General features: G+C 45.4%; 26 protein-coding genes. 10 read left to right on the top strand and 16 right to left on the bottom strand.

Translation table 11 applies throughout. The annotated features are described in order from the left end of the window. The first annotated feature begins 352 nt into the window (after nt 1–352). Nucleotides 353–1,567: a M20 family metallopeptidase gene (locus WBA89_RS11775; RefSeq protein WP_424406563.1), complete on the top strand. Its 1,215-nt coding sequence runs from the start codon at nt 353–355 to the stop codon at nt 1,565–1,567. A gap of 270 nt (nt 1,568–1,837) precedes the next feature. Here WBA89_RS11775 and WBA89_RS11770 read toward each other — a convergent pair whose 3' ends face one another. After that, nucleotides 1,838–2,818, bottom strand: a complete 981-nt coding sequence (locus tag WBA89_RS11770; protein WP_424406561.1) for an aldo/keto reductase — start codon at nt 2,816–2,818, stop codon at nt 1,838–1,840. A 224-nt stretch (nt 2,819–3,042) separates the two neighbouring features. Then, the gene (locus tag WBA89_RS11765; RefSeq protein ID WP_424406559.1) at nt 3,043–4,371 is read right to left on the bottom strand and encodes a glycoside hydrolase family 10 protein; all 1,329 of its coding nucleotides are present in this window, start codon (nt 4,369–4,371) and stop codon (nt 3,043–3,045) included. 332 nt (nt 4,372–4,703) lie between these two features. On the opposite strand from WBA89_RS11765, the gene WBA89_RS11760 reads away from it, so the two are divergent. The 3 genes from WBA89_RS11760 to WBA89_RS11750 all read left to right on the top strand — a co-directional run bounded on the left by WBA89_RS11760 (nt 4,704) and on the right by WBA89_RS11750 (nt 7,565). Continuing rightward, nucleotides 4,704–5,909 carry an FAD-dependent oxidoreductase gene (locus WBA89_RS11760; RefSeq protein ID WP_424406565.1) on the top strand — a complete coding sequence of 402 codons (1,206 nt, stop codon included), beginning with the start codon at nt 4,704–4,706 and terminating at the stop codon, nt 5,907–5,909. 125 nt (nt 5,910–6,034) lie between these two features. Further along, entirely contained in the window at nt 6,035–6,694 is a 660-nt protein-coding gene (locus tag WBA89_RS11755; RefSeq protein ID WP_424406557.1) for a DUF2834 domain-containing protein, read from the top strand. A 121-nt stretch (nt 6,695–6,815) separates the two neighbouring features. After that, entirely contained in the window at nt 6,816–7,565 is a 750-nt protein-coding gene (locus tag WBA89_RS11750; protein ID WP_424406555.1) for a gamma-glutamyl-gamma-aminobutyrate hydrolase family protein, read from the top strand. A gap of 7 nt (nt 7,566–7,572) precedes the next feature. On the opposite strand, the gene WBA89_RS11745 is transcribed toward WBA89_RS11750, so the two are convergent. The 11 genes from WBA89_RS11745 to WBA89_RS11695 all read right to left on the bottom strand — a co-directional run bounded on the left by WBA89_RS11745 (nt 7,573) and on the right by WBA89_RS11695 (nt 13,642). Further along, nucleotides 7,573–7,761 (bottom strand): CPXCG motif-containing cysteine-rich protein, encoded by a 189-nt coding sequence (locus tag WBA89_RS11745; protein WP_006635525.1) that lies wholly within the window; start codon nt 7,759–7,761, stop codon nt 7,573–7,575. After that, nucleotides 7,745–8,206: an SRPBCC family protein gene (locus WBA89_RS11740; RefSeq protein WP_424406553.1), complete on the bottom strand. Its 462-nt coding sequence runs from the start codon at nt 8,204–8,206 to the stop codon at nt 7,745–7,747. Before WBA89_RS11740 ends, WBA89_RS11745 begins: the two co-directional genes overlap by 17 nt. Before the next feature lie 13 nt (nt 8,207–8,219). Then, on the bottom strand, nt 8,220–8,570 hold the full coding sequence (locus WBA89_RS11735; protein ID WP_424406551.1) for a DNA-binding protein: 351 nt from the start codon (nt 8,568–8,570) through the stop codon (nt 8,220–8,222). Next, entirely contained in the window at nt 8,563–8,904 is a 342-nt protein-coding gene (locus tag WBA89_RS11730) for a type II toxin-antitoxin system RelE/ParE family toxin (RefSeq protein WP_424406549.1), read from the bottom strand. The genes WBA89_RS11735 and WBA89_RS11730 overlap by 8 nt, the downstream gene beginning before the upstream one ends. A 40-nt stretch (nt 8,905–8,944) precedes the next feature. Next, entirely contained in the window at nt 8,945–9,298 is a 354-nt protein-coding gene (locus WBA89_RS11725) for a DNA-binding protein (protein WP_424406547.1), read from the bottom strand. Between the two features lie 4 nt (nt 9,299–9,302). Further along, nucleotides 9,303–9,632, bottom strand: a complete 330-nt coding sequence (locus WBA89_RS11720) for a type II toxin-antitoxin system RelE/ParE family toxin (RefSeq protein WP_424406545.1) — start codon at nt 9,630–9,632, stop codon at nt 9,303–9,305. Nucleotides 9,633–9,673: 41 nt separating this feature from the next. Next, nucleotides 9,674–10,087: a helix-turn-helix domain-containing protein gene (locus WBA89_RS11715; protein WP_424406543.1), complete on the bottom strand. Its 414-nt coding sequence runs from the start codon at nt 10,085–10,087 to the stop codon at nt 9,674–9,676. Continuing rightward, entirely contained in the window at nt 10,062–10,370 is a 309-nt protein-coding gene (locus tag WBA89_RS11710; RefSeq protein WP_424406541.1) for a type II toxin-antitoxin system HigB family toxin, read from the bottom strand. Before WBA89_RS11710 ends, WBA89_RS11715 begins: the two co-directional genes overlap by 26 nt. A gap of 22 nt (nt 10,371–10,392) precedes the next feature. Next, the gene (locus WBA89_RS11705) at nt 10,393–12,048 is read right to left on the bottom strand and encodes a B12-binding domain-containing radical SAM protein (protein ID WP_424406539.1); all 1,656 of its coding nucleotides are present in this window, start codon (nt 12,046–12,048) and stop codon (nt 10,393–10,395) included. Nucleotides 12,049–12,357: 309 nt separating this feature from the next. Continuing rightward, nucleotides 12,358–12,867, bottom strand: coding sequence for a signal peptidase II (gene lspA, locus WBA89_RS11700; RefSeq protein WP_194008963.1), 510 nt, complete (start codon nt 12,865–12,867; stop codon nt 12,358–12,360). Between the two features lie 196 nt (nt 12,868–13,063). Then, nucleotides 13,064–13,642, bottom strand: coding sequence for a biotin transporter BioY (locus WBA89_RS11695; protein ID WP_424406536.1), 579 nt, complete (start codon nt 13,640–13,642; stop codon nt 13,064–13,066). 839 nt (nt 13,643–14,481) lie between these two features. On the opposite strand from WBA89_RS11695, the gene pstS reads away from it, so the two are divergent. The 4 genes from pstS to pstB all read left to right on the top strand — a co-directional run bounded on the left by pstS (nt 14,482) and on the right by pstB (nt 18,947). Beyond that, on the top strand, nt 14,482–15,645 hold the full coding sequence (pstS, locus tag WBA89_RS11690; protein WP_424406534.1) for a phosphate ABC transporter substrate-binding protein PstS: 1,164 nt from the start codon (nt 14,482–14,484) through the stop codon (nt 15,643–15,645). Nucleotides 15,646–16,084: 439 nt separating this feature from the next. Then, entirely contained in the window at nt 16,085–17,041 is a 957-nt protein-coding gene (pstC, locus tag WBA89_RS11685) for a phosphate ABC transporter permease subunit PstC (RefSeq protein WP_424406532.1), read from the top strand. Nucleotides 17,042–17,075: 34 nt separating this feature from the next. Further along, nucleotides 17,076–17,969 carry a phosphate ABC transporter permease PstA gene (gene pstA / locus WBA89_RS11680; protein WP_424406530.1) on the top strand — a complete coding sequence of 298 codons (894 nt, stop codon included), beginning with the start codon at nt 17,076–17,078 and terminating at the stop codon, nt 17,967–17,969. 177 nt (nt 17,970–18,146) lie between these two features. Next, a complete protein-coding gene (pstB, locus tag WBA89_RS11675; protein ID WP_424406528.1) occupies nt 18,147–18,947 on the top strand; it encodes a phosphate ABC transporter ATP-binding protein PstB in 801 nt (266 codons plus the stop codon). Nucleotides 18,948–19,170: 223 nt separating this feature from the next. Here pstB and WBA89_RS11670 read toward each other — a convergent pair whose 3' ends face one another. Both WBA89_RS11670 and WBA89_RS11665 read right to left on the bottom strand, forming a co-directional pair. After that, nucleotides 19,171–19,305 (bottom strand): hypothetical protein, encoded by a 135-nt coding sequence (locus WBA89_RS11670; RefSeq protein ID WP_424406526.1) that lies wholly within the window; start codon nt 19,303–19,305, stop codon nt 19,171–19,173. 374 nt (nt 19,306–19,679) lie between these two features. Then, nucleotides 19,680–19,994 (bottom strand): hypothetical protein, encoded by a 315-nt coding sequence (locus tag WBA89_RS11665; protein WP_424406524.1) that lies wholly within the window; start codon nt 19,992–19,994, stop codon nt 19,680–19,682. Nucleotides 19,995–20,068: 74 nt separating this feature from the next. Here WBA89_RS11665 and pds point away from each other — a divergent pair, with 74 nt between their 5' ends. Together pds and crtB are read left to right on the top strand one after the other, a co-directional pair. Next, the gene (gene pds / locus WBA89_RS11660) at nt 20,069–21,445 is read left to right on the top strand and encodes a 15-cis-phytoene desaturase (RefSeq protein WP_424406522.1); all 1,377 of its coding nucleotides are present in this window, start codon (nt 20,069–20,071) and stop codon (nt 21,443–21,445) included. Nucleotides 21,446–21,652: 207 nt separating this feature from the next. Further along, nucleotides 21,653–22,582, top strand: a complete 930-nt coding sequence (gene crtB, locus WBA89_RS11655) for a 15-cis-phytoene synthase CrtB (protein ID WP_424406520.1) — start codon at nt 21,653–21,655, stop codon at nt 22,580–22,582. 91 nt (nt 22,583–22,673) lie between these two features. Here crtB and WBA89_RS11650 read toward each other — a convergent pair. Next, a partial coding sequence (locus tag WBA89_RS11650) for a hypothetical protein (RefSeq protein WP_424406518.1) occupies nt 22,674–23,235 on the bottom strand: 562 nt, incomplete at its 5' end.

Below are 23,235 nucleotides of genomic sequence, written 5' to 3'. Positions count from 1 at the left end.
AGATTTTATTTTAACCGCAGAGAGCGCAGAGAGCACAGAGTAAGAGAAGAATGAGGTTCGCAAATTGCTATAAGGAGAATGAAAAATGGTTTCTACTTTACCGAATTTAACTGAGAATGACCTGACAAAATTAGCTAGAGCAGCTTCAGAATTAGATTTAGAGCGATTACTTCCGGGGGTTAATTTAGTTACTCAGACTTCTAAATAACCCTATTCAAAACACCTCTCTTTCTCTGCGTACTCTGCGGCCTCTGCGGTGAAAAATTAAGATTTTATTTTAACCGCAGAGAGCGCAGAGAGCACAGAGTAAGAGAAGAATGAGGTTCGCAAATTGCTATAAGGAGAATGAAAAATGGTTTCTACTTTACCGAATTTAACTGATGTCGATTTATCTCAATTGCGGCTGGAGATTAGAAACTTGCAGCCTCAGTTAGTTGAATGGCGGCGGCGTTTGCACGAAAAGCCGGAGTTGAGTTTTGATGAAAATTTAACGGCCCAGTTTGTCTCGCAAAAGTTGCAAGAATGGGGGATAGATCATCAAACTAATATTGCTAAAACTGGTGTTGTCGCCACTATCGACAGCGGCAAACCGGGGCGGGTTTTGGCAATTCGGGCTGATATGGATGCTTTGCCGATTCAAGAGGAAAATGAGGTGGATTATCGATCGCAGCATGATGGTATTATGCACGCTTGCGGCCACGACGGCCATACTGCGATCGCCCTCGGTACAGTTTGTTATCTCGCCAAGCACAAACACAGCTTTTCGGGTAAGGTAAAATTTATCTTTCAGCCCGCCGAAGAAGGCCCGGGCGGCGCAAAACCGATGATTGAAGCGGGAGTTTTGCAAAATCCTGATGTTGATGCGATCGTCGGTTTGCATTTGTGGAACAATCTACAGTTAGGCACTGTAGGCGTTCGCAGCGGGGCGCTGATGGCTGCTGTCGAAGTTTTTGACTGCCGGATTTTTGGCAAGGGCGGGCACGGGGGAATGCCGCATCAGACAGTAGATGCGATCGTCGTTACAGCCCAAATAGTCAGCGCTTTGCAGGCAATTGTTGCGCGGAACATTGACCCGATCGACTCAGCCGTAGTAACAGTCGGCAAATTCCACGCAGGCGACACCCACAACGTCATCGCCGACACCGCCCAAATCGGCGGTACAGTGCGCTATTTCAATCCCACATATCAAGGTTATTTTGCTCAGCGAATCGAGCAAATAATTGCCGGAATTTGTCAGAGTCACGGCGCAAATTACCAACTCGATTATTGCCCGCTTTACCCGCCAGTTATCAACGATTCGAGCATGGCTGAATTGGTACGCAGCGTTGCCGAATCGGTTGTCGAAACTCCTGCAGGAATAGTGCCGGAATGTCAAACAATGGGCGGCGAGGATATGTCATTCTTTTTGCAAGAAGTCCCCGGTTGCTATTTCTTTTTGGGCGCGGCAAATCCCGAAAAAAACTTGGCTTACCCGCACCACCACCCGCGCTTTGATTTTGATGAAACTGCGTTGGGGATGGGTGTAGAAATGTTTGTGAGGTGCGTAGAAAATTTTTGTGTGATGTGAATCAGGCTTTCAGGGGCGGGCTAGAAGCCCACCCCACAAGAAAATTTAGTTTTTGTGGAATAAGCAAATTCATGTCTTGTGGAACAGGCAACTTGCCTGTTTTTGAGAATGGTACAACATCTCACATCTTGCACCATTCTCGATAAGCCTTTTATGGGCGGGCTAGAAGCCCACCCCACAAGAAAATTTAGTTTTTGTGGAATAAGCAAATTCATGTCTTGTGGAACAGGCATCTTGCCTGTTTTTCAGAATGGTACAACATCTCAGATATTACCGAGTTTGAAAGATATTCTGCACCATTTTTTTATCCACACTCGCGGCCGCCTTGTCCAATTCTGCAATCTCGCCGGAGTCTAATTCCCAGCCCAAAGCACCAATATTATCCTTCGCCTGTGCGGCAGATTTAGCGCCGGGAATGGGAATAGTTTCTTTGGAGATGCACCAGTTGATTGCTACCTGCGAAACAGTCTTGTTTCTAACAGCAGCTATTTCTCGCAAACATCCCAAAAGCGATCGCATTCCCGGCAATAACTGCTTGCAAGCCAAACCTCGAATACCTTTAGGAGTAGAGCCATTTTCTGAATATTTCCCCGTCAGCAACCCCAAGGCTAAAGGACTGTAAGCAATCAATTTTATCCCCAATTCATCGCAAACATCTTTCAAGCCGAGTTCTGTTACTGGATAGGTGGAAAGTAGGGAATATTGCACTTGTAAAGTAACAATTGGAATTTGGCGGGAGCTAAATCTTTGATGCACCCATTTCAGCCGTTTCGGCCCGTAATTAGACAAACCTACACCCTTAACCAATCCTTGCTCGTAAAGGTCGCCTAAACCGTCCAAAAGAGCCCCCTCTTGCCAAGGAGCGTAATTAGCTGTAGACCAGTGCATTTGCACTAAATCTACATTCTTTCCGAGCCGGGAAGCCGAGGCTTTACCAGCAGATATCATGGATTGTCGCGTCAGTCTCCAAGGATAAGCCGCGAGTTTTGTCGCAATACAAATATTGTCTTTATTTGCACCTTGATATTGTTGGGAAAACTGCCCCAAAAGCTGTTCGCTGCGTCCGTTTAATTTTCCTGTTCCGTAAGAGTCGCCGGTATCGAACAAGGTGACACCGCTGCTGACGCAAAGATTGAATGCGGCTTGCAATTCCTCGTCCATACTTTCATCGTAGCCCCAGAGCAATCTATTACCCCAGGCCCATGTGCCGCAGCCCATTTTTGGCAGGAAAATTTTTTGGTTAGTTTGCATTCTTATTGATGGTAGTTGTTGGTAATACGGATATTTTATAGGAACAAAACTAGATCCCCCCTAACCCCCCTTAAGAAGGGGGGGACTAGACCGTCCAAGTCCCTCTTAAGGTAAGGGTAACTCTATTCAAAGTCCCCCTTTTTTAAGGGGGATTTAGGGGGATCTAGACTTAAATACAAATCAGAAAGACAATTGGTTTTTGACTAATCACTCATGACTAATGACTAATGACTAATGACTCTTTTTGATGTGGTTGGTGAGGGGGAAGGCGGGCTGTTTTTTGTAGGTGGCTGGGGCTTAGCTTTGGGGTCTGGTTTGGGTGGCGGCGGCGGTGGGAAAGTTGCGGCGCGTCTGGGTATTTGTAGCGCTGTTCGGAATGCAGAAAACGGGAAGAAAGCACTAAATTTAGAAAGCCGATAGGCAATTGGTTCCGGCGCATCTTCCCACAAGCTTTCGTAGTAGAAGAAAGCTGCACCTAAGCCGTATTGTTGGACGGCGCGTACCTGGGATTGAATTTGCTGTATCGCTACTGGGCGATTTCTCAAACCTGTCATAATCCCAACTCCGGTGGGAATCTTTTGCTGTGCTTCTCGCATTTCTGGACGGCTAATTTTGTCCACAAATGATTCTAGATTGGGACGGTACACTTGCACGATTAGTTCGTCGGCAATATCGAAACGCACCCAATTCAGCCAATCTTGCAGGTGATGTTTGTAAGCAAATTCGTAGTAATTGGGAGAAATTGAGAAAATGGCACTCGGTTTTACTGCTTTTACTGCTTGATTTAGCTGCGACATAAAAGCGGTGATTTTATTGGCTCGCCATTTCACCCATGCTGGATCTTCAAAATCTTTGGGCGGTGCTTTTTTGGTTTCTTTGGTATACAAAGCAATGGTGTATTCATCGTAGCCAAATTCTGATGGCAAACTCATGTGGTCGTCAAATTGAATGCCGTCGGCGTTATATTGGGTGGTGATTTCTAGTACGAGTTCGGTAATGAATTCCTGCACTTCTGGATGAAATGGATTAAGCCAAACTACTTCGCCGCCTGCGCCGTTTGATGTTTGTGTGCCGTCCTGTTTTTGTGTCAGCCAATCGGGATTGTTTAATGCTAATTCTGAGGTGGGAGGTGTCATAAAACCAAACTCAAACCAAGGAATTACTAGCAGGCCTTGGCGGTGGGCTTGGGCAATTAAATCTGCGAGCATATCCTGTCCGTCTAACCCTCTGTAAACAAATGGTTGAATGTCTCTTTGTTGGGCGACTGGACTGGGATACATTGCATAGCCAGAGTTCCAGACTACGGGATAGATTGTGTTGAAATTTAACCGCTTTAATTTAGCGATCGCATCTCCTAGTTTCCGGCGATCTCTGAGGATGTCTTTGTCGTTTGTTGTCATCCAAACTCCGCGAATTTCTTGGCGGGGTTGTTGGGCGATCGCCGGAGTTAAGTTATTAACCAGCAATACTATAATGAATGATATCGCAAATAGCAGCGGGAAAATTGTTTTAATCGATCGCAGCCAACTGCGAGGAATCGTGCGTAATGTCATAGTTGTGAATGCTGAGTTAGCTATCAAACACACCCCTGCATAATTTGGTGATAAAATTAGATCGCTTTACAGTCTACAGCCATTTGCGCCACAAAGGCGATCGCAGCGGCTGTCAAATATAATTGCGATGCTGAGGGTAAGTGAGAGCTTTTTGTCAAAGTGCTGGACAATCATTAATTACGCGCCGCCAACTCTCCTCACCGGACAGTGCGTTCTGCGGGAGTGCGTGTGCTGTACAATATCGGTGGTGGAAAATCTCGATCGAACATATCTAATTTGTGAAACATTTAGTCTTAATTGGCGGCGGCCACAGTCATGCTATCGTATTAAAAATGTTCGGCATCAAACCGCTGCCGGGAGTGCGTTTGACTCTGATTAGCGATGTCTTGTACGCGCCTTATTCGGGGATGCTGCCGGGGCACGTTGCTGGGTTTTACGATTATGATGAATGTCACATCGATTTGCGATCGCTCGCGGAATTTGCCGGATGTCAAATATTGGTCGATCGGGCGATCGCCATCGACTTTAGCAAAAATTTAGTTATTTGTCAAACTCGCCCTCCAGTTAATTTTGACGTACTTTCTGTAGATATCGGCAGCACTCCCGCGACTCTATCGGTGCCGGGTGCCGCAGAATATGCCATTCCAGCTAAACCCGTACCGGAGTTTTTAGCTAGCTGGAATCAGTTAATTTCCGAAAGGCAAAACCATCCCCAAAAACCGCTGCGGATTGCCATTGTCGGCGGCGGTGCCGGTGGCGTAGAATTAGCATTGAATATGCAATCTCGTATGGCGAAGGAAGAAGGGTTCGGCAGCGGATTTTGTAACGGATGTAACGGATGGATTTTTAACAACACAACAGGAAAGTTTAAGCAGGAAGAGGGATTAGAAATTCACTTGTTTCACAGCGGGGCTGAATTGATGCCGGGACATAACTATAGAGTACGTCATCGCCTCAAAGAAATTCTGATTAGTCGTGGCATCAAAGTACATTTAATGGAAAAAGTCCGTGCCATAGAAAACCAAGAAATGATTGAAATAGCATCCAATGCCCAATTGCCAATGCCCAATGCCCAAATCTATTGTGAATCTGGTTTGAAAGTTGAGTGCGAGATCGTTTTTTGGGTGACACAAGCCTCCGCAGCCAATTGGATAAAAGAATCGGGTTTAGCCACCGACTCAAAAGGCTTTATGCAGGTCAACGATTGCCTGCAATCAGTCTCTCACCCCAACGTATTTGGGGCTGGAGACATCTGCGCGATGGTGAATTATCCCCGTCCCAAAGCAGGCGTGTTTGCCGTGCGTCAGGGCAAACCGCTGTTTGAAAATTTGCAGAATTTTTTACTGCAAAAACCGCTGAAACCGTTTGCACCGCAGTCACAATATTTAGCCTTAATTGGTACAGGGAATAAAAGGGCGATCGCCTCTCGCGGATCGTTCATGTGGGAATCGAGGCTGCTGTGGTGCTGGAAAGATTGGATCGATCGCCAATTCATGCAAAAATTCAGCAATCTGCCCAAAACCCGCAATACCAAATAGCAATACATTCAGCCATTCTCCCCTCTTTCTCAGCGCCCTCTGCGCCCTCTGCGGTTAACAAAAAAAGTCTTATTCAAAAACCCTTAAGCTTGCTATAGTAAGATCGGAAGCAAGAAAAACTAACTATGTCTAGAAAAATTGGATTTTGGCTGCTGTGGATTGCCTTCAGCACCTACGCCTTTGTATTCGCACCGCCAGACAGCCCAGAAACGATCGCACTAATTACAAATCTTGCCACAGGCAAAATAGCAGGCATCAACCCTTTAATTGTAGCTTTGTTCAACATCATGGGAGTCTGGCCGCTCATCTACAGTTGCGTCTTATTTGCTGACGGTAGAGGGCAGAAAATACCTGCATGGTTGTTTGCAACCTTATCATTTGGCGTGGGCGCATTTGCCTTGTTGCCTTATTTGGCACTGCGCGAACCTAATCCAGAATTTAACGGCACTAAAAATATATTTTTAAAAGTATTAGATTCCCGTTTTACTGGAATTTTTCTCGCATTAGGCGCTGCTGCGTTAGTTGCCTTTGGCTTGACAAAAGGCGATTGGTCTGATTTTATTGTGCAGTGGCAAACCAGCCGATTTATCCACGTAATGAGTTTAGATTTCTGTATGCTTTGTCTGCTATTTCCTGCCTTGTTAGCAGACGATATGGCGCGCCGAGGAATGCAGAATAACACAGCATTTTGGGCTGTAACATTAGTTCCTTTGTTTGGGCCCTTGGCTTATCTTTGCGCGCGCAAGTCGTTGCCAGAAAATGAGGTTAAAACTGTTACAAATTAGACAGAATTGTTGATTAGTAGCAGTTTATTCTAGGACTCAATCAAAAATAATCATACAAGAAACAGGCTTTCCGGCCTGTTCCACAAAATTTAGAAATAGGCTTTCCGGCCTGTTCCACAAAATGAAAAAATTTCCGATTATTGGTATCACAACATATAACCGCTGTCAAGCAGGGGAATATCGCTTAAATGGATCTTATATTGATGCAGTGCAAGCGGCTGGCGGCATCCCGATTTTACTGCCGCCCAATCAATTAAATCCGGCTAGTATTTTTGATGCGGTAGACGGTTTAATTTTTTCCGGCGGTGGAGATATCAATCCAGAACTTTATGGCGGTTTGTGCGATCGCACAGTTTACGCGATCGATGCAGAACGCGATAACTTTGAATTAAGCTTAGCCAAGCTAGCTTTGAAGGCGGACATACCTGTGTTGGGGATTTGTCGCGGAATGCAAATGCTGAACGTAGCCAGCGGTGGCAGTTTGGTGATTCACGTACCGGATGCTTACGGAGAGGATGTTCGTCACGGCACCGGAATTCCCCCGCGCGCGATCGAGCACAGCATTGAAATTGAGCCAACCAGTCGGCTAGCAAAAATTATGGGAAAAACTTCAACAACAGTTGTTTCCTGGCATCATCAAGCAGTGAGGAAGGTAACATCTGATTGGCGAATTGTAGCCGATGCACCTGACACTTTGGTAGAAGCAATGGAACACTGCTATCACCCTTGGATGATAGCAATTCAGTGGCATCCAGAAATGTCGCCGAAATGTGCGGTAAACTCTGGAATTTTTAAGGCTTTCGTAGAAGCAGCCGCTTCAAAATTCATGAGTTCTACCAAATCCGCTTCAAATGCAATTCATACATTTTGATAGTCACTTATTCTTGATAGTCAGTATCAATTTCAATATCCAGGGTATCTTCATCTATTCTGACATACAGAACATTCGGGCGACAGCAAACCTGACAATCTTCGATATAAGATTGCTCCATACCACCGCTGATATCAACAAAAGTTGTACTCGGTTCGCCGCAGAAAGCACAGTAATATTCAGCCGTTGTTTGCATTTTTTTCGCACTCTCTTTTTGTGACTTCGTGGCGGTAGCGAAACATATCTGTTAACCGCATTTCCACCCACCAACCTAACAGCAAATCGACAATCGGGCCGCCCGGAATCAAAAATGCGATCGCATCTGTCAATCGACTCTGGCCATTTTCTGTGGTAAACTCGTGTCGGTGAGTCCAACGCGCCATCGGCCCCTCAGTTTGTTCGTCAACAAATAAGCGATATTGTTCGCACTCAGTATGAGTCGCCACCCATTTTACCGGAATCGGCCCCAATAACAGCCGAAATTCTGATACAGCACCCACATCGAGTCCCCCTTCCCGGCGAATGATTTTCACCGGTTGCCAAGGCGGAGTCAAAAGTTGCAGAATATCCGGTCTTTCGTGAAAGTTCCAGACAGTTTCAACTGTGGCATCAATCAGCGACGAATATGTAAAATTGGGCATTTGTTGAATTGAGCTAAACAGTTATTTCCGATCGCGTTTCAGCATTGGCAGTATTATCTTCTGTATCAGCACAAACAGCAACAGTTAGTTTCAATCCCAAAGCATTCAGCCAAGTTCCCAGATTGTAAATCGCATCACTTCCTTGCTGCGACAGCAATTCATCCAGTTTTTTTAAGTGCAATTCATATTGTTCGGGAGTCATTTTTGGTTGACCGAGAGCTTCTGCTACATTGCTGAGTACAATTTTGAGCAGTTCCGCTTCGGGGTTTTCTTCTTCAAAAAAAGCCTCTAGATACATCGCAGAATCTATTGGGTTTTTTAGAGACTGTATTAGAAAGGGATGGTAAGGTAAACTTTTAGGCATTATCTTCACTCCTGTAATCAGTCCAGTATTTGATAGCTTGCTGTATGTCTCGGTCTTGAGTGCTTTTGTCCCCGCCTATTAAAAGCAGGATAATAGTTGTGCCGACTTGTCCGAAATAGATTCGGTATCCAGGGCCATAATCTATTTTTAATTCATAGACTCCTTGTCCAACAAATCGATAATCTCCGAGATTGCCGAGTTGAACTCTGTCTAATCTCAACCTAATTCTAGCTTTAGCTTTGCCATCTCGGAGAAAATTAAACCATTCCTCGAAAGGCACTTTGTTATCTGGCGTAGTATAACGCTGAATTTCTTTCGGTTGGACTTCGGGCATAATTATATTATAGTATGTCGCTCCTCATTTTATCGCTTGGCTAGACAGTTAATTGCGCTGGAATTTCAGCATTTACATTATTATCATCTGTATCAGTACAAACAGCAACAGTTAGTTTCAATCCCAAAGCATTCAGCCAAGTTCCCAGATTATAAATCGCATCACTTCCTTGCTGCGACAGCAATTCATCCAGTCTTTTTAAGTGCAATTCATATTGTTCGGGAGTCATTTTCGGTTGACCGAGAGCTTCTGCTACATCGCCCAGAGCTCGTTTCAGCAGTTCAGGTTCCGGCTCTTCCTCCTCTAATGTCGCCGTTATATAGGCTGCTGCTAGTTCGGGCTTTTTTCTGAGAGATTCAATCAAAAATGGATGATAAGGTAGGCTTTTAGGCATTGTCTTAACTCCTATAATCTGTCCAGTATTCTTTAGCTTGGCGGATATCTCTGTCTTGAGTGCTTTTATCGCCTCCGCAGATGAGCATCACAATTGTCATCCCTATTTGTCCAAAATAAATTCGGTAGCCAGGCCCATAATTTATTTTGAGTTCGCATACGTCTTCCCCCACGGAGCGATAGTCTCCTAAATTACCATCAGCAATTCGGTTAAGCTTAGAGATAATCTTGGCTTGAGCATTGATATCTCTCAGCGAATCAAACCACTGATCGAAAGGCACTTTGTTATCTGGCGTAGTATAACGCTGAATTTCTTTCGGTTGGACTTCGGGCATAATTATATTATAGTGCGTCACTCATCCCAGTATGCTTGCAATTAATTATACTCAAGAAATGCCACAGGGGAAAGATGGAAAAACTTAGCTAACTTTGGAATTTGAGTCGCCGTCAATTCCCGATTTCCATTCATCACCTCAGATACCCAAGACTCGGATTCAAAAATATCAACCAAATCTTTTTCTTGAATATTGTCTTCAACCATCAATGCTTTCAGTAGTGCGATACCTTTCAAGACTGGCATTGGCTCATGTTTTTGTTCGTAATCATAAACAAGAGTACCTAACACGTTTAAGTAATCCCGATCGTCCTGCGTGAGATTGCTCAGATTCACAATATAATCAATCCGATTTTGTGTAGCGATTAACTCAGCTTCACAAGTAATTGGACGCGGTGGAAAACTTGTAATTATCTCAATATAGTAGCTACTAGGAGTTTTTAAACCAGTCGTCATTTTTCCAGTTCTCCTTATTATATTCTGCATGATTTAAAACACAGCGGACAAAAACTATCTGGTATTCATAATCGATAAAAGCAATTAACCGATAGTTATTGCCACCAATATTAAATACCGTAAAGTTACCTACTAAGTCAGCCGAAGGAAATACTTTACGAATATCTACTAAACTTTGCCATTCAGCATCACAACTACGCTGATACCACAGCAACAGACTTGTTTCAGCATTGGGGTGTGTTTCCCAAAATTCTTTTAGTCGTTTTCGGCTAATGACACGCATGAGACTATTATAATCTAATTTACTAAACGGGACTTAGTGAGTTTTCAGATCCTCGATCTTGCTGTAGTGTTTTATGACTCATCGCCTCGGCCAAATGTTTTTTCAAAGTCGCTTCCGGTAGAGGCCCTTTTAAATGACTCCAAGGTAAAACCCGATCCAAATCCCACTCTTGAAAAACATAATAATCCATCTCCGGCAACTCTCCCCGCAACTCCTTAAAAGCCCGCCGGTAACTGCCCAAAGTATCACCGTAATGCCGGACTAATTCTAATAGCTTTGACAGCCTGCGATCGCCCTTCGACAACAAACCCTGAATCACTGACCAATTATAGCTTTCAGGTCTAAATTCTAAACCTAACTTCCGCAATTCTTTATCTAAAAACTTCAGCCTCTTCTGGGCATCTTTATTCACTCCAAACCACTGAAAAGGAGTGTGAGATTTCGGGACAAAAGTGCTGCATCCAAAAGTCAACCGCAAACCGGGAACCGCTTTTTTGATCGCCCGCATCATCGCCACCGTCTCCTCCAAATCCTCCATCTCTTCGCCTGGAATTCCCGCCATCCCGTAAAGTTTAATTCCCTTTAAACCGCCAGATTTAGCATTAATTGCGGCTTGGATAATTTCGTCATTGGTGAGTTTTTTATTAACAATTTTGCGGAGGCGATCGCTCCCGCTTTCCACCGCAATCGTCACAGATTTACTATCTCTGTTTGTCAAGATTTCTGCCAACCTAACTGTCACCGTATTCGTGCGTACCGAAGAAAGACTCAGCCGCACGCCGTCGTATTTCGGATGATTCAAATGTTCCAGCAACTGTTCAAATTCCGGGTGTTGAGTCACCGAAGCGCCCAACAAACCCAAACGATTAGTCACAGCTAAACCGCGATCGATCGCCGGAATTAGCGAAGCCTCCAAACTCGCAGTTCTAAACGGCAAAGTCAGATAACTTGCCAAACAAAAACGGCACATTTCTGGACAACTGCGAACCACTTCCACCATATAAATATTTTCCCAAGCCGCCTTTTCTGTCACCACAGTAGAAGCAGATAAAGTATTGCCGCGATACGTCTGTTTTTCAACCTCACTGGGAATTCCCGAACCGACAGGCTGAATCGATTTAATCCCCTCAGCCGCATCCAAATAAGTTACTTCGTACAAACTGGGGACGTAAACCCCCGGAACTTGGGCTAAATGCCGCAATTTAGTTTGTCTGTCGGCGGTACGAACTTCTTTGCAAGCATCAATAAAATTGTCAATGAGATGTTCGCCATCTCCCAATAAAATCACATCAAAGAAATCTGCAAAAGGTTCTGGATTCGCAGTGAAAACCGGGCCGCCGCCGAATACTATGGGATGGCTATCAGTGCGTTGAGATGCCCAGATTGGAACTTCTAGAGATTCCAGTAAATTGAGAATATTTACATAGTCGAGTTCCCAAGAAAGCGAAAATCCCAGTAATTCTGGATGTCGGGGAAGTTGTTCGCGGATATCAGTAAATAAACGGCTGACTTCAATATCCGATCGCACAGCCAAAGTAGCCCACACTATCTGATACCCCAGACTGGTGATGCCAACGGTGTACTCGTTGGGAAAAGCAAAAATAGTCGGAATAGCATCAGCATCGGGGGTTGCTGGGGCAAACAGCAGCCGTTCTTGGGCAAATAGGTTAGGAGTCATGGGCAAGTTTAACTTTAACAATAGGTTTGTTACTATCTTATTTTAAGTGATTTCCAAAGTTATTGTATGGTGTATAATTTATGAATAGACTTGCATTGCACTCAGTCCATTTCAATTATTGAATTTAAATCTGCGTTAATCTGTGTTAATCTGCCTTCAATCAGCGGTTTCCCGATCGAGCTTTTATGCAGATGAAGTATAAATCTTAACCACAAAGTAATAATCGACCAGCGCAGCCTAGGATTGATTAGCAGTTACATCTGTTACATCCGCCCTTACTAATTAGTTTCCGAACTTGGTGTTTCAAAGTTACTCTGAAATAGAATTACTCGCGTCTCGGTTTTTCGGCGGCGGTGGGCCGTGAAAAGTCGCAATCAGCAAACAGATAATCCCAGCATTAATAAACACATCTGCCAGATTAAACACCGGGAACCGAATTATCCGAAAATCCAGAAAATCTATAACGTGGCCCAAAACAAATCGATCGATCCCGTTACCCAGCGCGCCCCCCAAAATCAAACCGTAGCCAGCTTGTTCCCAGCGGTTAATTCGCGGCCCGAACCAAGCCAACACCATCAATCCCACACTCACTCCCAAAGACAGCCAGCGCAACCAACTCGCCCCGCCATTGCTAAACAAACTAAAAGCCGCACCAGTATTAACAACATAAGTGAAGTGAAATATCCCCGGTAACAGCGGCTGAGTCTGCGGAGGAATTGTCAAGTCAAAATTTTGCACTACCCAAAACTTGCTTAGGTGGTCTAAAACTAAACTGATAATAGCAGCAACCCAGAATAAGGGATTTCTTTTAAAACGCATGGATTGGGGAATAAAATATAGGGCATCGGATATTTATCAGCCGCAGCGAGATGATTCTCCCGTTGTGCAATGACAGTATAACCCAATATCGATTGAAGAATTGACACCACGGATAAATCGGGGGGCTTTGTACTCTAGCCACTTTCTGCCATAACATCCAATGACTAATGACTAATGACTGATGACTAATGACTAATCAATAAAACATCAAGCGGCGCAAAGTAAATGATAGCAATGCGATCGCACAAACCACCGCCAATTGTCCCGGCAGGGGATAAACCGAATAGGTCAGAATCTCATCGAATAAAGGTACTTTTTTGCCAGGAATCAGCAAGTAACTAAAAATTAGATAAATTAAGCCGATCGCGTGAACTGTAAATAAACCGCACAAACAGCTAAAAGCCATAGATTCCAGTCGCGAAGCCACCTTAAAAGCCACCCAGCCGCACACCCAAGCACCAGGCACAAAACCCAGCAAATACCCAAAACTCGCTTCTTTAAGATAGCCGATGCCGCCGCCTCGATCGAAAATCGGCCACAAAGTTAATCCTAATACCAAATAGGCAATTTGCGAGAGAGCAGCAGCATTTTTGCCGCCCATGCAGCCTACTAGCAACACGGCTCCAATTTGATAAGTAACACCTAAAGAGTAGGCCTGAAGTCCGCGATCGTCCCACAAGCCGATCGGCATTGTCACAGATGCAGGCAAAAAAGTCCCTCCTATCGTCAGGAGCAAACCAATAAAAGCCCAGATTAATTCAATAGGAGCAGGCATTATAGCAGATGTTGAAGGAAGAAGTCATTAGTCATTAGTCATTGGTCATTAGTCATTGGTCATTGGTCATTAGTCATTAGTCATTGGTCATTGGTCATCACGAAGAAGGAAGAAGGCAGGAGGCAGAAGTCAAGAGGAAGTTACAATCGACTGTTTATGTTTGTGCAATGCCAGAACGTCGTAACCGTCAGGGCGGTTGCTATATCGGTTCTCTAAAAAGTGAGGATAGCCCTATGCCCGGTTTGGCCTATGCCCGGTTTGGCCTATGCCCTATGCCGGATAGTACCTCATCTTTTTGAGACTCGGCTCTATATCAATACGGTTCACTTAACATATTTATGCCCCGGAGATCCCCCTAAATCCCCACCCCCCCCTACCCCCCCCAAGGGGGGAAAGAAGGGGAGTAGGGGTTGACTTTGAGGGGATTCTTGTTCCCCCCTTTTTAAGGGGTGTGCCAGGGAGATCGTCTTAAGTAAACCGTATTGGGCTATATATCAGCATTGATTCCGATGCAGGCTGGAGTGCCCGCAACTTTTAAGTTTTCAATACTAGCACTACTGTCAAAAGAACCACTATTGTAGGGTTTTCTGGTTCTCAAACCTGGATATTCCGATATTTTAATGGGGAATTTTTCGCAGCCGGACGATCGCACCCTTGTTTCCCCACTAATTTATCTGGCTATCTAAACAAATCACACTTGTCAAGCTCATCAATGAATTAAATTAATGTTAATTAATATTAAGTTGCGATCGAATGTAAAGATTCTTAACCTAACCTTTACTTTCGCGCGATATGCTGTTGCGGGACACCCCTATATCGATCGTAGATTTTGTATACCTATGCTTTTTCGTCTGAACCTGATTAATCCAAATCGTGTGACAACAGCAATTTCCGCTGCGGCGATCGCCCTCAGCTTAGCAGCTTGCGGCGGCAGCACAACCAGCAGCAGCCCCAGCCCCGGCGACACTGCAGCATCCCCCGTTGCAGCCACAGGCACAGCCGCAAACAACAAACTCACCCTATCCTCAGACGTAGCCATAACCGCAGCAGGCGCATCCTTCCCCGCCCCGCTATATCAGCGTTGGTTTCAAGACTTCAACAAAATTCACCCCCAAGTACAAATTAACTATCAATCAGTAGGCAGCGGCGCCGGAGTCGAACAATTTACCAAAGGCACAGTAGACTTTGGAGCCAGCGACACCGGCATGAAAGACGACGAAATCGCCAAAGTTCCAGCAGACAAAGGCGTGATTTTGCTACCCATGACAGCCGGCAGCATCGTCATCGGCTACAACCTGCCAGAAGTACCCGAACTCAAACTGCCCAGAGACGTTTACACAGAAATCTTTCTAGGTAAAATTACCAAGTGGAACGACCCCAAAATTGCAGCAGCCAATCCCGGTGTAACATTGCCAGATCAAAACATCACCGTCGTCCACCGTTCCGACGGTAGCGGCACCACCGCCATCTTCACCAAACACCTCAGCACCATCAGTCCCGACTGGAAAGCAGCAGTAGGCGAGGGCAAAACAGTACAGTGGCCCGTAGGCGTAGGCGCAAAAGGCAACGAAGGCGTCACAAGCCAACTCCTGCAAACAGCAGGCAGCGTCGGCTACATCGAATACGGCTACGCCAAAAACAACAACGTCAAATTTGCATCTTTGCAAAACAAAGCAGGCACATTTGTAGTACCTACAGACGATTCAGCTTCTCAAGCTCTAGCAACTACGCCCCTCCCGGAAAACCTGCGAGTATTTATCGAAGACCCCGAAGGCGCTCAATCCTATCCAATTGTCACCTACACTTGGATGCTCGTTCCCAAAAAAGTTGCAGATCCCAACAAAGCCAAAGTTATCGAGGCAATGGTGGAATACGGCTTAACCGAAGGTCAAAAAGTTAGTGCTGAATTGGGCTACGTTCCTCTGCCCCAAAGCGTCAGAGAAAAAGTTGCTTTGGCCGCCGACGGCATCAGCCCCGACTACAAGATTGAGATTGGCAAATAGTGACTGTTGACTGTTGACTGTTGACTGTTGTCAGAGGGAAAAAAGCCCTTCGGCATTGCGCGTGCGGGTAAAATCAGGAAGAACGAAGAGAGATATTTCTGTGGGGCGGGTTTTACCAGAAATATTTGTTAAAAAGTCAGGGGATTAATCAATCCGCCCCTCTTCTATGTAACAATCGGTGCATCTTTGTAGGGGCGGGTTTTACGAACAATAATTGCCTAAAATCAATAATCTCATAAACCCGCCCCCACCCAATGGTAACTCGCCATCTACCTCTGGCAAAATACAAGGGGTTGGTTTTACAAAAAATACTTGTTGAAAAGTTAGGGAAGGCATCTACCCGCCCCTATGTGATTTGATTTAGAGTCTTTGTTTCTACTTGCTTCCCGATTTTTCCGAAACAGACTATTTTCCGCTACTATATATTTGGTTTTTTTCTATGACTTCAGATAGTAACACCGCTCAACCAGAGAAACGTTCCCGCTCTCAAACAGAAAAATCCTTAGACCAAGGCTTTATCTGGCTGACTCGGATTTTGGGAATAGGAGTTGGCGCAATTTTGCTGGTAATCGCCATGACGGTTGCTTTCAGAGCTTTACCAGCGATTCAACAGTACGGTTTGGGCTTTCTGTTTAGCAGTGATTGGAATCCGGTTAAAGAAGAGTACGGTGCGCTGCCGATGATTTACGGGACGATCGTCAGTTCTGCGATCGCGCTCCTAATTGCAGTACCATTAGGAGTAGGGACTGCCATTTTTTTGAGCGAAGACTTTTTGCCGCTGCCAGTGCGTACAGCTTTAGTTTTCTTAGTAGAACTTTTAGCCGCCATTCCCAGCGTAGTCTACGGTTTGTGGGGAATTGCTGTATTGATCCCCATTATTACCAACATCGGAAAGTTTCTCAACGGTAACTTCGGATGGCTGCCAATTTTTAGCACAGCGCCAGTGGGGCCGGGAATGTTACCCGCCGGAGTAATTTTGGGGATTATGACTTTGCCCATTATTACTGCTATCTCCCGCGACTCTTTAGCAAGCCTCCCGCCCGAATTGCGACAAGCATCTCTGGGTTTGGGAGCTACTCGCTGGACAACAATCTTTAGAGTCCTCGTACCGGCCGCTTTTTCCGGCATTGTCGGCGGAATTATGCTAGGCCTCGGCCGCGCGATGGGAGAAACGATGGCCGCAACGCTGTTAATTGGCAATTCCAATCAGTTAAGTGCTTCTGTGCTAGCTCCTGCAAATACTATTGCTTCTCTGATGGCAAATCAATTTGCCGAAGCTTCAGGATTGCAAGTTGCGGCTCTGATGTACACCGGGCTAATTCTGTTTATTATGACGCTGATTGTCAATATTTTGGCAGAGTGGATTGTTTCTCAAGTAAGAGCGAAGTACAACTAGAAGTTTGGCACAATTTCCTACATAGTTTTAGTTTATGTCAAAGAGCGTCTCCGATGAGAATCCTTTTGGATCGAAAACTGGCAGTTTAAAGAAGGTTAAAAACAGCTCGCAAGCGCTGTTTAGTATGGCGATGACTGTACTGGCTGGCTCGGCTCTGGCGATAACTCTGCTGCCTTTGTTTGCAGTGCTTTCCTACGTGACCGTACAAGGCTTTAATCGCCTAAATTTAGACTTGTTCACCAAGCTGCCGCCCGCGCCCGGACTTTCGGGAGGCGGTATCGCCAATGCCATTCTCGGTACATTAATGACCGTAGGAATTGCTTCTCTAATTGCTGTTCCTTTTGGCGTGTTGGCCGCCGTTTATTTGTCGGAGTTCAGCAGCGGCAAAATCACTCGCTGGGTGCGCTTTGCTACTAATGTCCTCAGCGGCGTTCCTTCGATTATTGCCGGGGTATTTGCCTACGGTTTGTTTGTGGTAAATATGGGAAATTTTTCGGCAATTGCAGGGGGCGCGGCGCTGGCTGTGCTGATGTTGCCAACAATTGTCCGAACTACTGACGAAGCTCTACAAATTGTCCCGCAAGATATTAGATGGGCGTCGGTGGGTGTGGGTGCTTCTAATTATCAAACAGTGTTGCAGGTAGTTTTGCCTGCGGCAATTCCGGCGATTTTAACTGGTGTGACGCTGGCAGTTGCCCGCGCTGCTGGAGAAACTGCTCCTTTGATTTTCACGGCGCTAAATTCGCCTTTTTGGCCGGCAGGGTTTGACAAGCCAACTCCGTCGCTTTCGGTTTTGGTGTACAACTTTGCAACGGTTCCGTTTAAGGCACAGAAAGAGTTGGCTTGGGCTGCATCTTTAATTTTGGTGTTGATGGTTTTGCTGACGAGTATTCTGTCTCGTTGGGCTACTCGCCAAAAGGTTTATTAGTCATTAGTCATTAGTCATTAGTCATTGGTCATTAGTCATTGGTCATTAGTCATTGGCAGTTGGTTGTTGGTGGGAAAGTATTAGCTAATAACAACTAACAACTAACAACTAACAACTAACAACTGACAACTGACAAGATTCGCTGGTTCTGTAAAAATTAAGAGGATAGTTATTTGTATGATGATGGATTTGGACAAGCAGGCGGAAACTGTTTTACGGACTGAAAATATCAATATTTTTTACGGCGGTTTTCACGCGGTGAAAAATGTTTCGCTAGAAATTCCTAAAAATCGCATTACTGCTTTGATCGGGCCTTCTGGCTGCGGAAAAAGTACAATTCTCCGATGTTTTAACCGCCTCAACGATTTAGTTAACGGTTTTCGTTTAGAGGGTAGAATTCATTACCAAGGTCAAAATCTTTACGATCCTGATATTGATGCTGTGGAGGTGCGCCGCAGGATTGGGATGGTGTTTCAAAAGCCGAATCCTTTCCCGAAGTCGATTTATGACAATATTGCTTACGGTGCGAGGGTGAATAATTATAAGGGAGATATGGATGAGCTGGTGGAAAAGTCGCTCCAACAAGCTTATTTGTGGGATGAGGTTAAGGATAAGTTAAAGCAAAGCGGTTTTTCTCTTTCGGGCGGCCAGCAGCAGCGTTTGTGTATTGCTAGGGCGATCGCGATTAATCCTGATGTAGTATTGATGGATGAACCTTGCGCTTCTCTTGACCCGATTTCGACGATTAAGGTTGAGGAGTTGATGCGGGAACTCAAGGAGAAGTATACCATCGTAATTGTGACTCACAATATGCAGCAGGCTTCTCGGGTTTCTGACCTGACTGCTTTTTTCAATGCTAAACTTTCTGACGATGGGAAGCGGTTTGGCTATCTTGTTGAATGTGACAAAACTGAGGTGATTTTCCAAAGTCCGAAGGAAGAGTCTACTTTGGATTATGTCAGCGGCCGTTTTGGTTGATTTCTCGATAGGTTGAAATTTGTTTGCAGTTACATTCGGCGCGCTAAGGAATGAAAATTTAAGTTATTAAATTTTCATTCCTTAGTTTAAAAGTTCGATCGCCCGTTTGTTCAAATTCCGCACGCCTCTGCTTTAAAATCGCAGAATTGACAAACAAATCTTCGACGGTTTCAGGAAACAGAGAAGTCGGCGGCAGAGGTTGACAGATTTCCTGCAAGTCTGATTATACATCCATCGCGACCATTTCATCAAGGGCGGGACGCAAAGGCGGCGCGTCTAAAATGCGATCGAACCGATCAAGTAAATCTTCTAAATATTTAAGTTCTTCAGGACCGGCCGGTGCAAAGTAAGATTCCATTCCTTGTAAAATCGCATCATCCGCCTCATCTAAATCGCTGAAATCATCCTCAGTAATGCTGATTCCTTTCCTGCCACTGCGGTTGAATGCTAGCTGGTGCTAAAATCAATACAGGTTTGACTTTTTTGCTGACAAGCAATTAACGCAAAATCAACCCTGTTTCGATAGTTTTTGCCAATCGAACCTCATCCGCAATCAGGAAAAATTTCGGGAAATTTGCCGCAACTCTACGCAATATTTTAATCTGATGCGACCAAGGTTTAATGGGAATTGATTTCAAACAATAATCGAGACAGCTTGGATCTTGATGTAAGTTAATTAAAGCAGCAAATAATGCAAGTTCTTCATTAGACCTCTTGCCTCAGTCCTTTTAATCAAATTTTGGGACGATGCTCAAAGCCATCCCACAAGAAAAAAGATTTTTGTGGGATTGCTTTGAGCATCGTCCTAACTATTTTTGCAAGAAGTCTATTATTGGCGATCGGTTTTATTGGTTGTATTGCTTGTTTGTTAGTAGCTAACGGTTTGGGATTAACAGGTAAAGTGCGCGGATCTAATACCAAATCAGGGTTTGGGATATTCTCGATCGACCAGTCGGCCTTGGGGCCGACGAAAGTTTCTGTAGACGCGGTTTCAACCGCCGAGTCATTTTCTGTGCCGACAACCTCCGAGCACAGCCGCGTCGCCACAGATTGCCCAAATATTGTAACGAGTTGTAAAGTATAATTAAATCGAAGCGAACACAGAGGCCAAGTAGTATCAAATGCGAGTTGCGATCGCCGGAGCAGGCTTAGCAGGACTTTCCTGCGCTAAATATCTTACCGATGCGGGCCACACCCCCATCCTCCTAGAAAGTCGGGACGTACTCGGCGGCAAAGTAGCCGCTTGGAAAGATGCAGACGGCGACTGGTACGAAACCGGCCTCCACATATTTTTCGGTGCATACCCAAATATGCTCCAACTATTCAAAGAACTAGACATCGAAGACCGGCTGCAATGGAAAGAGCACTCGATGATTTTCAATCAGCCGGAAACACCCGGAACCTATTCGCGCTTTGACTTTCCGAATATTCCGGCTCCCTTCAACGGCCTTGTGGCTATCCTCAGAAACAACGATATGCTCACCTGGGCCGAAAAAATCAGTTTCGGCATCGGTTTGGTTCCGGCGATACTTCAGGGCCAGAAATACGTTGAAGAAATGGACAAATACTCCTTTTCCGAGTGGCTCAAAAAGCAAAACGTCCCCCCCAGAGTCGAAAAAGAAGTATTCATCGCCATGTCCAAGGCGCTGAATTTTATCGACCCCCACGAAATATCTGCAACCATTCTGCTGACAGCCCTCAACCGCTTCTTACAAGAGACAAAAGGCTCGAAAATGGCTTTTTTAGACGGTTCCCCTACGGAGAGGTTGTGCCAGCCGATGGTAGACTACATAACTGAGCGCGGTGGTGAAGTCCGGCTGAATGCACCCATCGGGGAATTTTTGCTGGAGGATGACAACACTGTGCGCGGGTTCCAGATTCGGGGCGTTAAAGGGGCAGATTCAGAAGTTCTGACGGCCGATATTTACGTTTCCGCGATGCCGGTTGACCCGCTGAAGCTGATGCTGCCGAAACCTTGGGGCGAAATGGATTATTTCAAAAAGCTTGAAGGTTTGGAGGGAGTACCCGTTATTAACGTACACTTGTGGTTCGATCGCAAATTAACAGATATCGACCATTTGCTGTTCTCGCGATCGCCCCTGCTGAGCGTTTACGCCGACATGAGCAACACCTGCCGCGAATATGCCAACCCAGACAAATCCATGCTGGAACTGGTACTCGCACCCGCCAAAGATTGGATCGGCAAATCTGACGAAGATATCGTCGCAGCCACAATGGTCGAGTTAGAAAAGCTCTTTCCCGACCAAATTCCAGAACCCGCCAAACTGCTCAAATATCACGTAGTCAAAACCCCCCGTTCCGTCTACAAAGCAACTCCGGGCCGCCAAGAGTGCCGTCCTTCGCAAACAACTCCGATTAGCAATTTCTATCTAACGGGGGATTATACAATGCAGCGTTATCTTGCGAGTATGGAAGGTGCTGTGCTTTCTGGTAAGCTGACAGCGCAGGCTATTTCAACTTCGGCCAATAAAAAATGAAAAATTAAGAATTTTTCATAAAGACTAGGATTTGCGCGCGGGCGACCATTACTTGGGTTTTTAATCAAAAAATTTGCTTAAAATCCTCAATTTCGGTTCAAAAACCCGGTTTTTTTATTCAAGCGCGTGACTCCTCAAGACTTAAAAAATCTCCCGTTGTCTCAACGGGGGAATGTCAGTTCTAATCTTTAAATTTCTTATTCTCGGATGCTGCAACTGTCAAAACTCCAGTGCATGAGAACTCTGGCCTCTTTGGATGAATCCTACGAACTGTGCCGCCAAGTCACAGCGAGTTATGCCAAAAATTTTTATTTAGGCACTCAACTCATGCCCGAAGCCAAGCGTCGGGCAATCTGGGCGATTTACGTCTGGTGCCGCCGCACCGACGAACTCGTAGACGGGCCTGGTTCTGAGGCCACAACCCCTGAAACCCTAAATTTGTGGGAAAAACGCCTAGAATCTGTGTTTGCGGGCCATCCTCACGACGATTACGACGTGGCTTTGGTGGATACGCTGTCTCGTTTCCCGATCGACATTCAACCGTTTCGAGAGATGATTGCGGGCCAGCAAATGGACTTGTACCGCAGCCGCTACGAAACTTTTGAAGAGCTCAATCTTTACTGTTATCGAGTAGCCGGTACCGTCGGGCTGATGTCGATGTCTGTAATGGGTGTGGACGAATCAAACTCGGCTGCTAACTGGAACTGGCACTGGGACAATCAAATTCCCAAAGAAGAGGCGATTGCTCTGGGTATAGCCAAGCAGTTGACTAACATTCTGCGCGATGTCGGAGAAGACGCCCGCCGCGGCCGCATTTACCTTCCGTTAGAAGACTTAGCCTTGTTTAACTATACCGAAGCAGATTTATTCAACGGTGTAATTGACAACCGCTGGCGGGAATTGATGAAGTTTCAAATTCAGCGAGCTCGCAAATTGTACGCCAGCGCCGAACCGGGAATCAAAGTTTTGAGTCCCGATATCCGCTGGACAGTGTGGGCTGCTACGATGCTGTACAGCCGAATCTTAAATGCGATCGAGCGCAATCAGTACGATGTATTTCAGAAGCGGGCTTACGTTCGCAATTCTCAGAAACTGCTGTGTCTCCCCGCCGCTTGGCTAAAGTCAAAGGCGCTTTAGCGAAAGGATCGCGCTTGATATCTTAGTCCCACTCTGCTGGGACTTTGTTTGTACAGCCCCGAACTTTATTCGGCGGGTTGAAATTTTGTTTTCAGTTATCTGTTTTCAATTGGGCGATCGTACTTTCGAGCAATTGCTTTTCCTGCTGGAGTTGGGCTTCTAAATTTTGAATTTGTTCCCGGCGGGCTTCAACTTCGATCGATCGGCGAGACAATTTTTGACTCTGCAAAGTAAGAGATTTGCGCCACTCTTCTGCTTTCTGGGATTCTTGCTGCAAAAAATCTGGTGTAATACCCGTTGTTAGATACTTCTCAACTAATTCTAGCACCCAGTTTGTAGCTGTTTGAATCTGCAAAACCAGGTTGTTTTCGCCAATATCCGCTAATACCAGCATCCCTTCATTTAAAACATTTTGGGAATTATTTGGCGGTAGCACCAACAGATTTTCTTCCAAAACTATCGCCCAAGTATCATCAGAATTTTGACAAGCCAGCAATTGCAGACATATATTTTCTGAAACTTCCTGTTTGTGTACTCCGGCTAAATATAACATCAGGGTAATTGGGAATTGGGAATTGGGAATTGGGAATTGGGAATTGGGAATTGGGAATTGGGAATTGGGAATTGGGAATTGGGAATTGGGAATTGGGAAT

Origin of the sequence: Microcoleus sp., from assembly GCF_049646505.1 — a bacterium.
Taxonomy (GTDB): Bacteria; Cyanobacteriota; Cyanobacteriia; order Cyanobacteriales; family Microcoleaceae; genus Microcoleus.
This window is presented reverse-complemented; position numbering and strand designations above follow the sequence as displayed.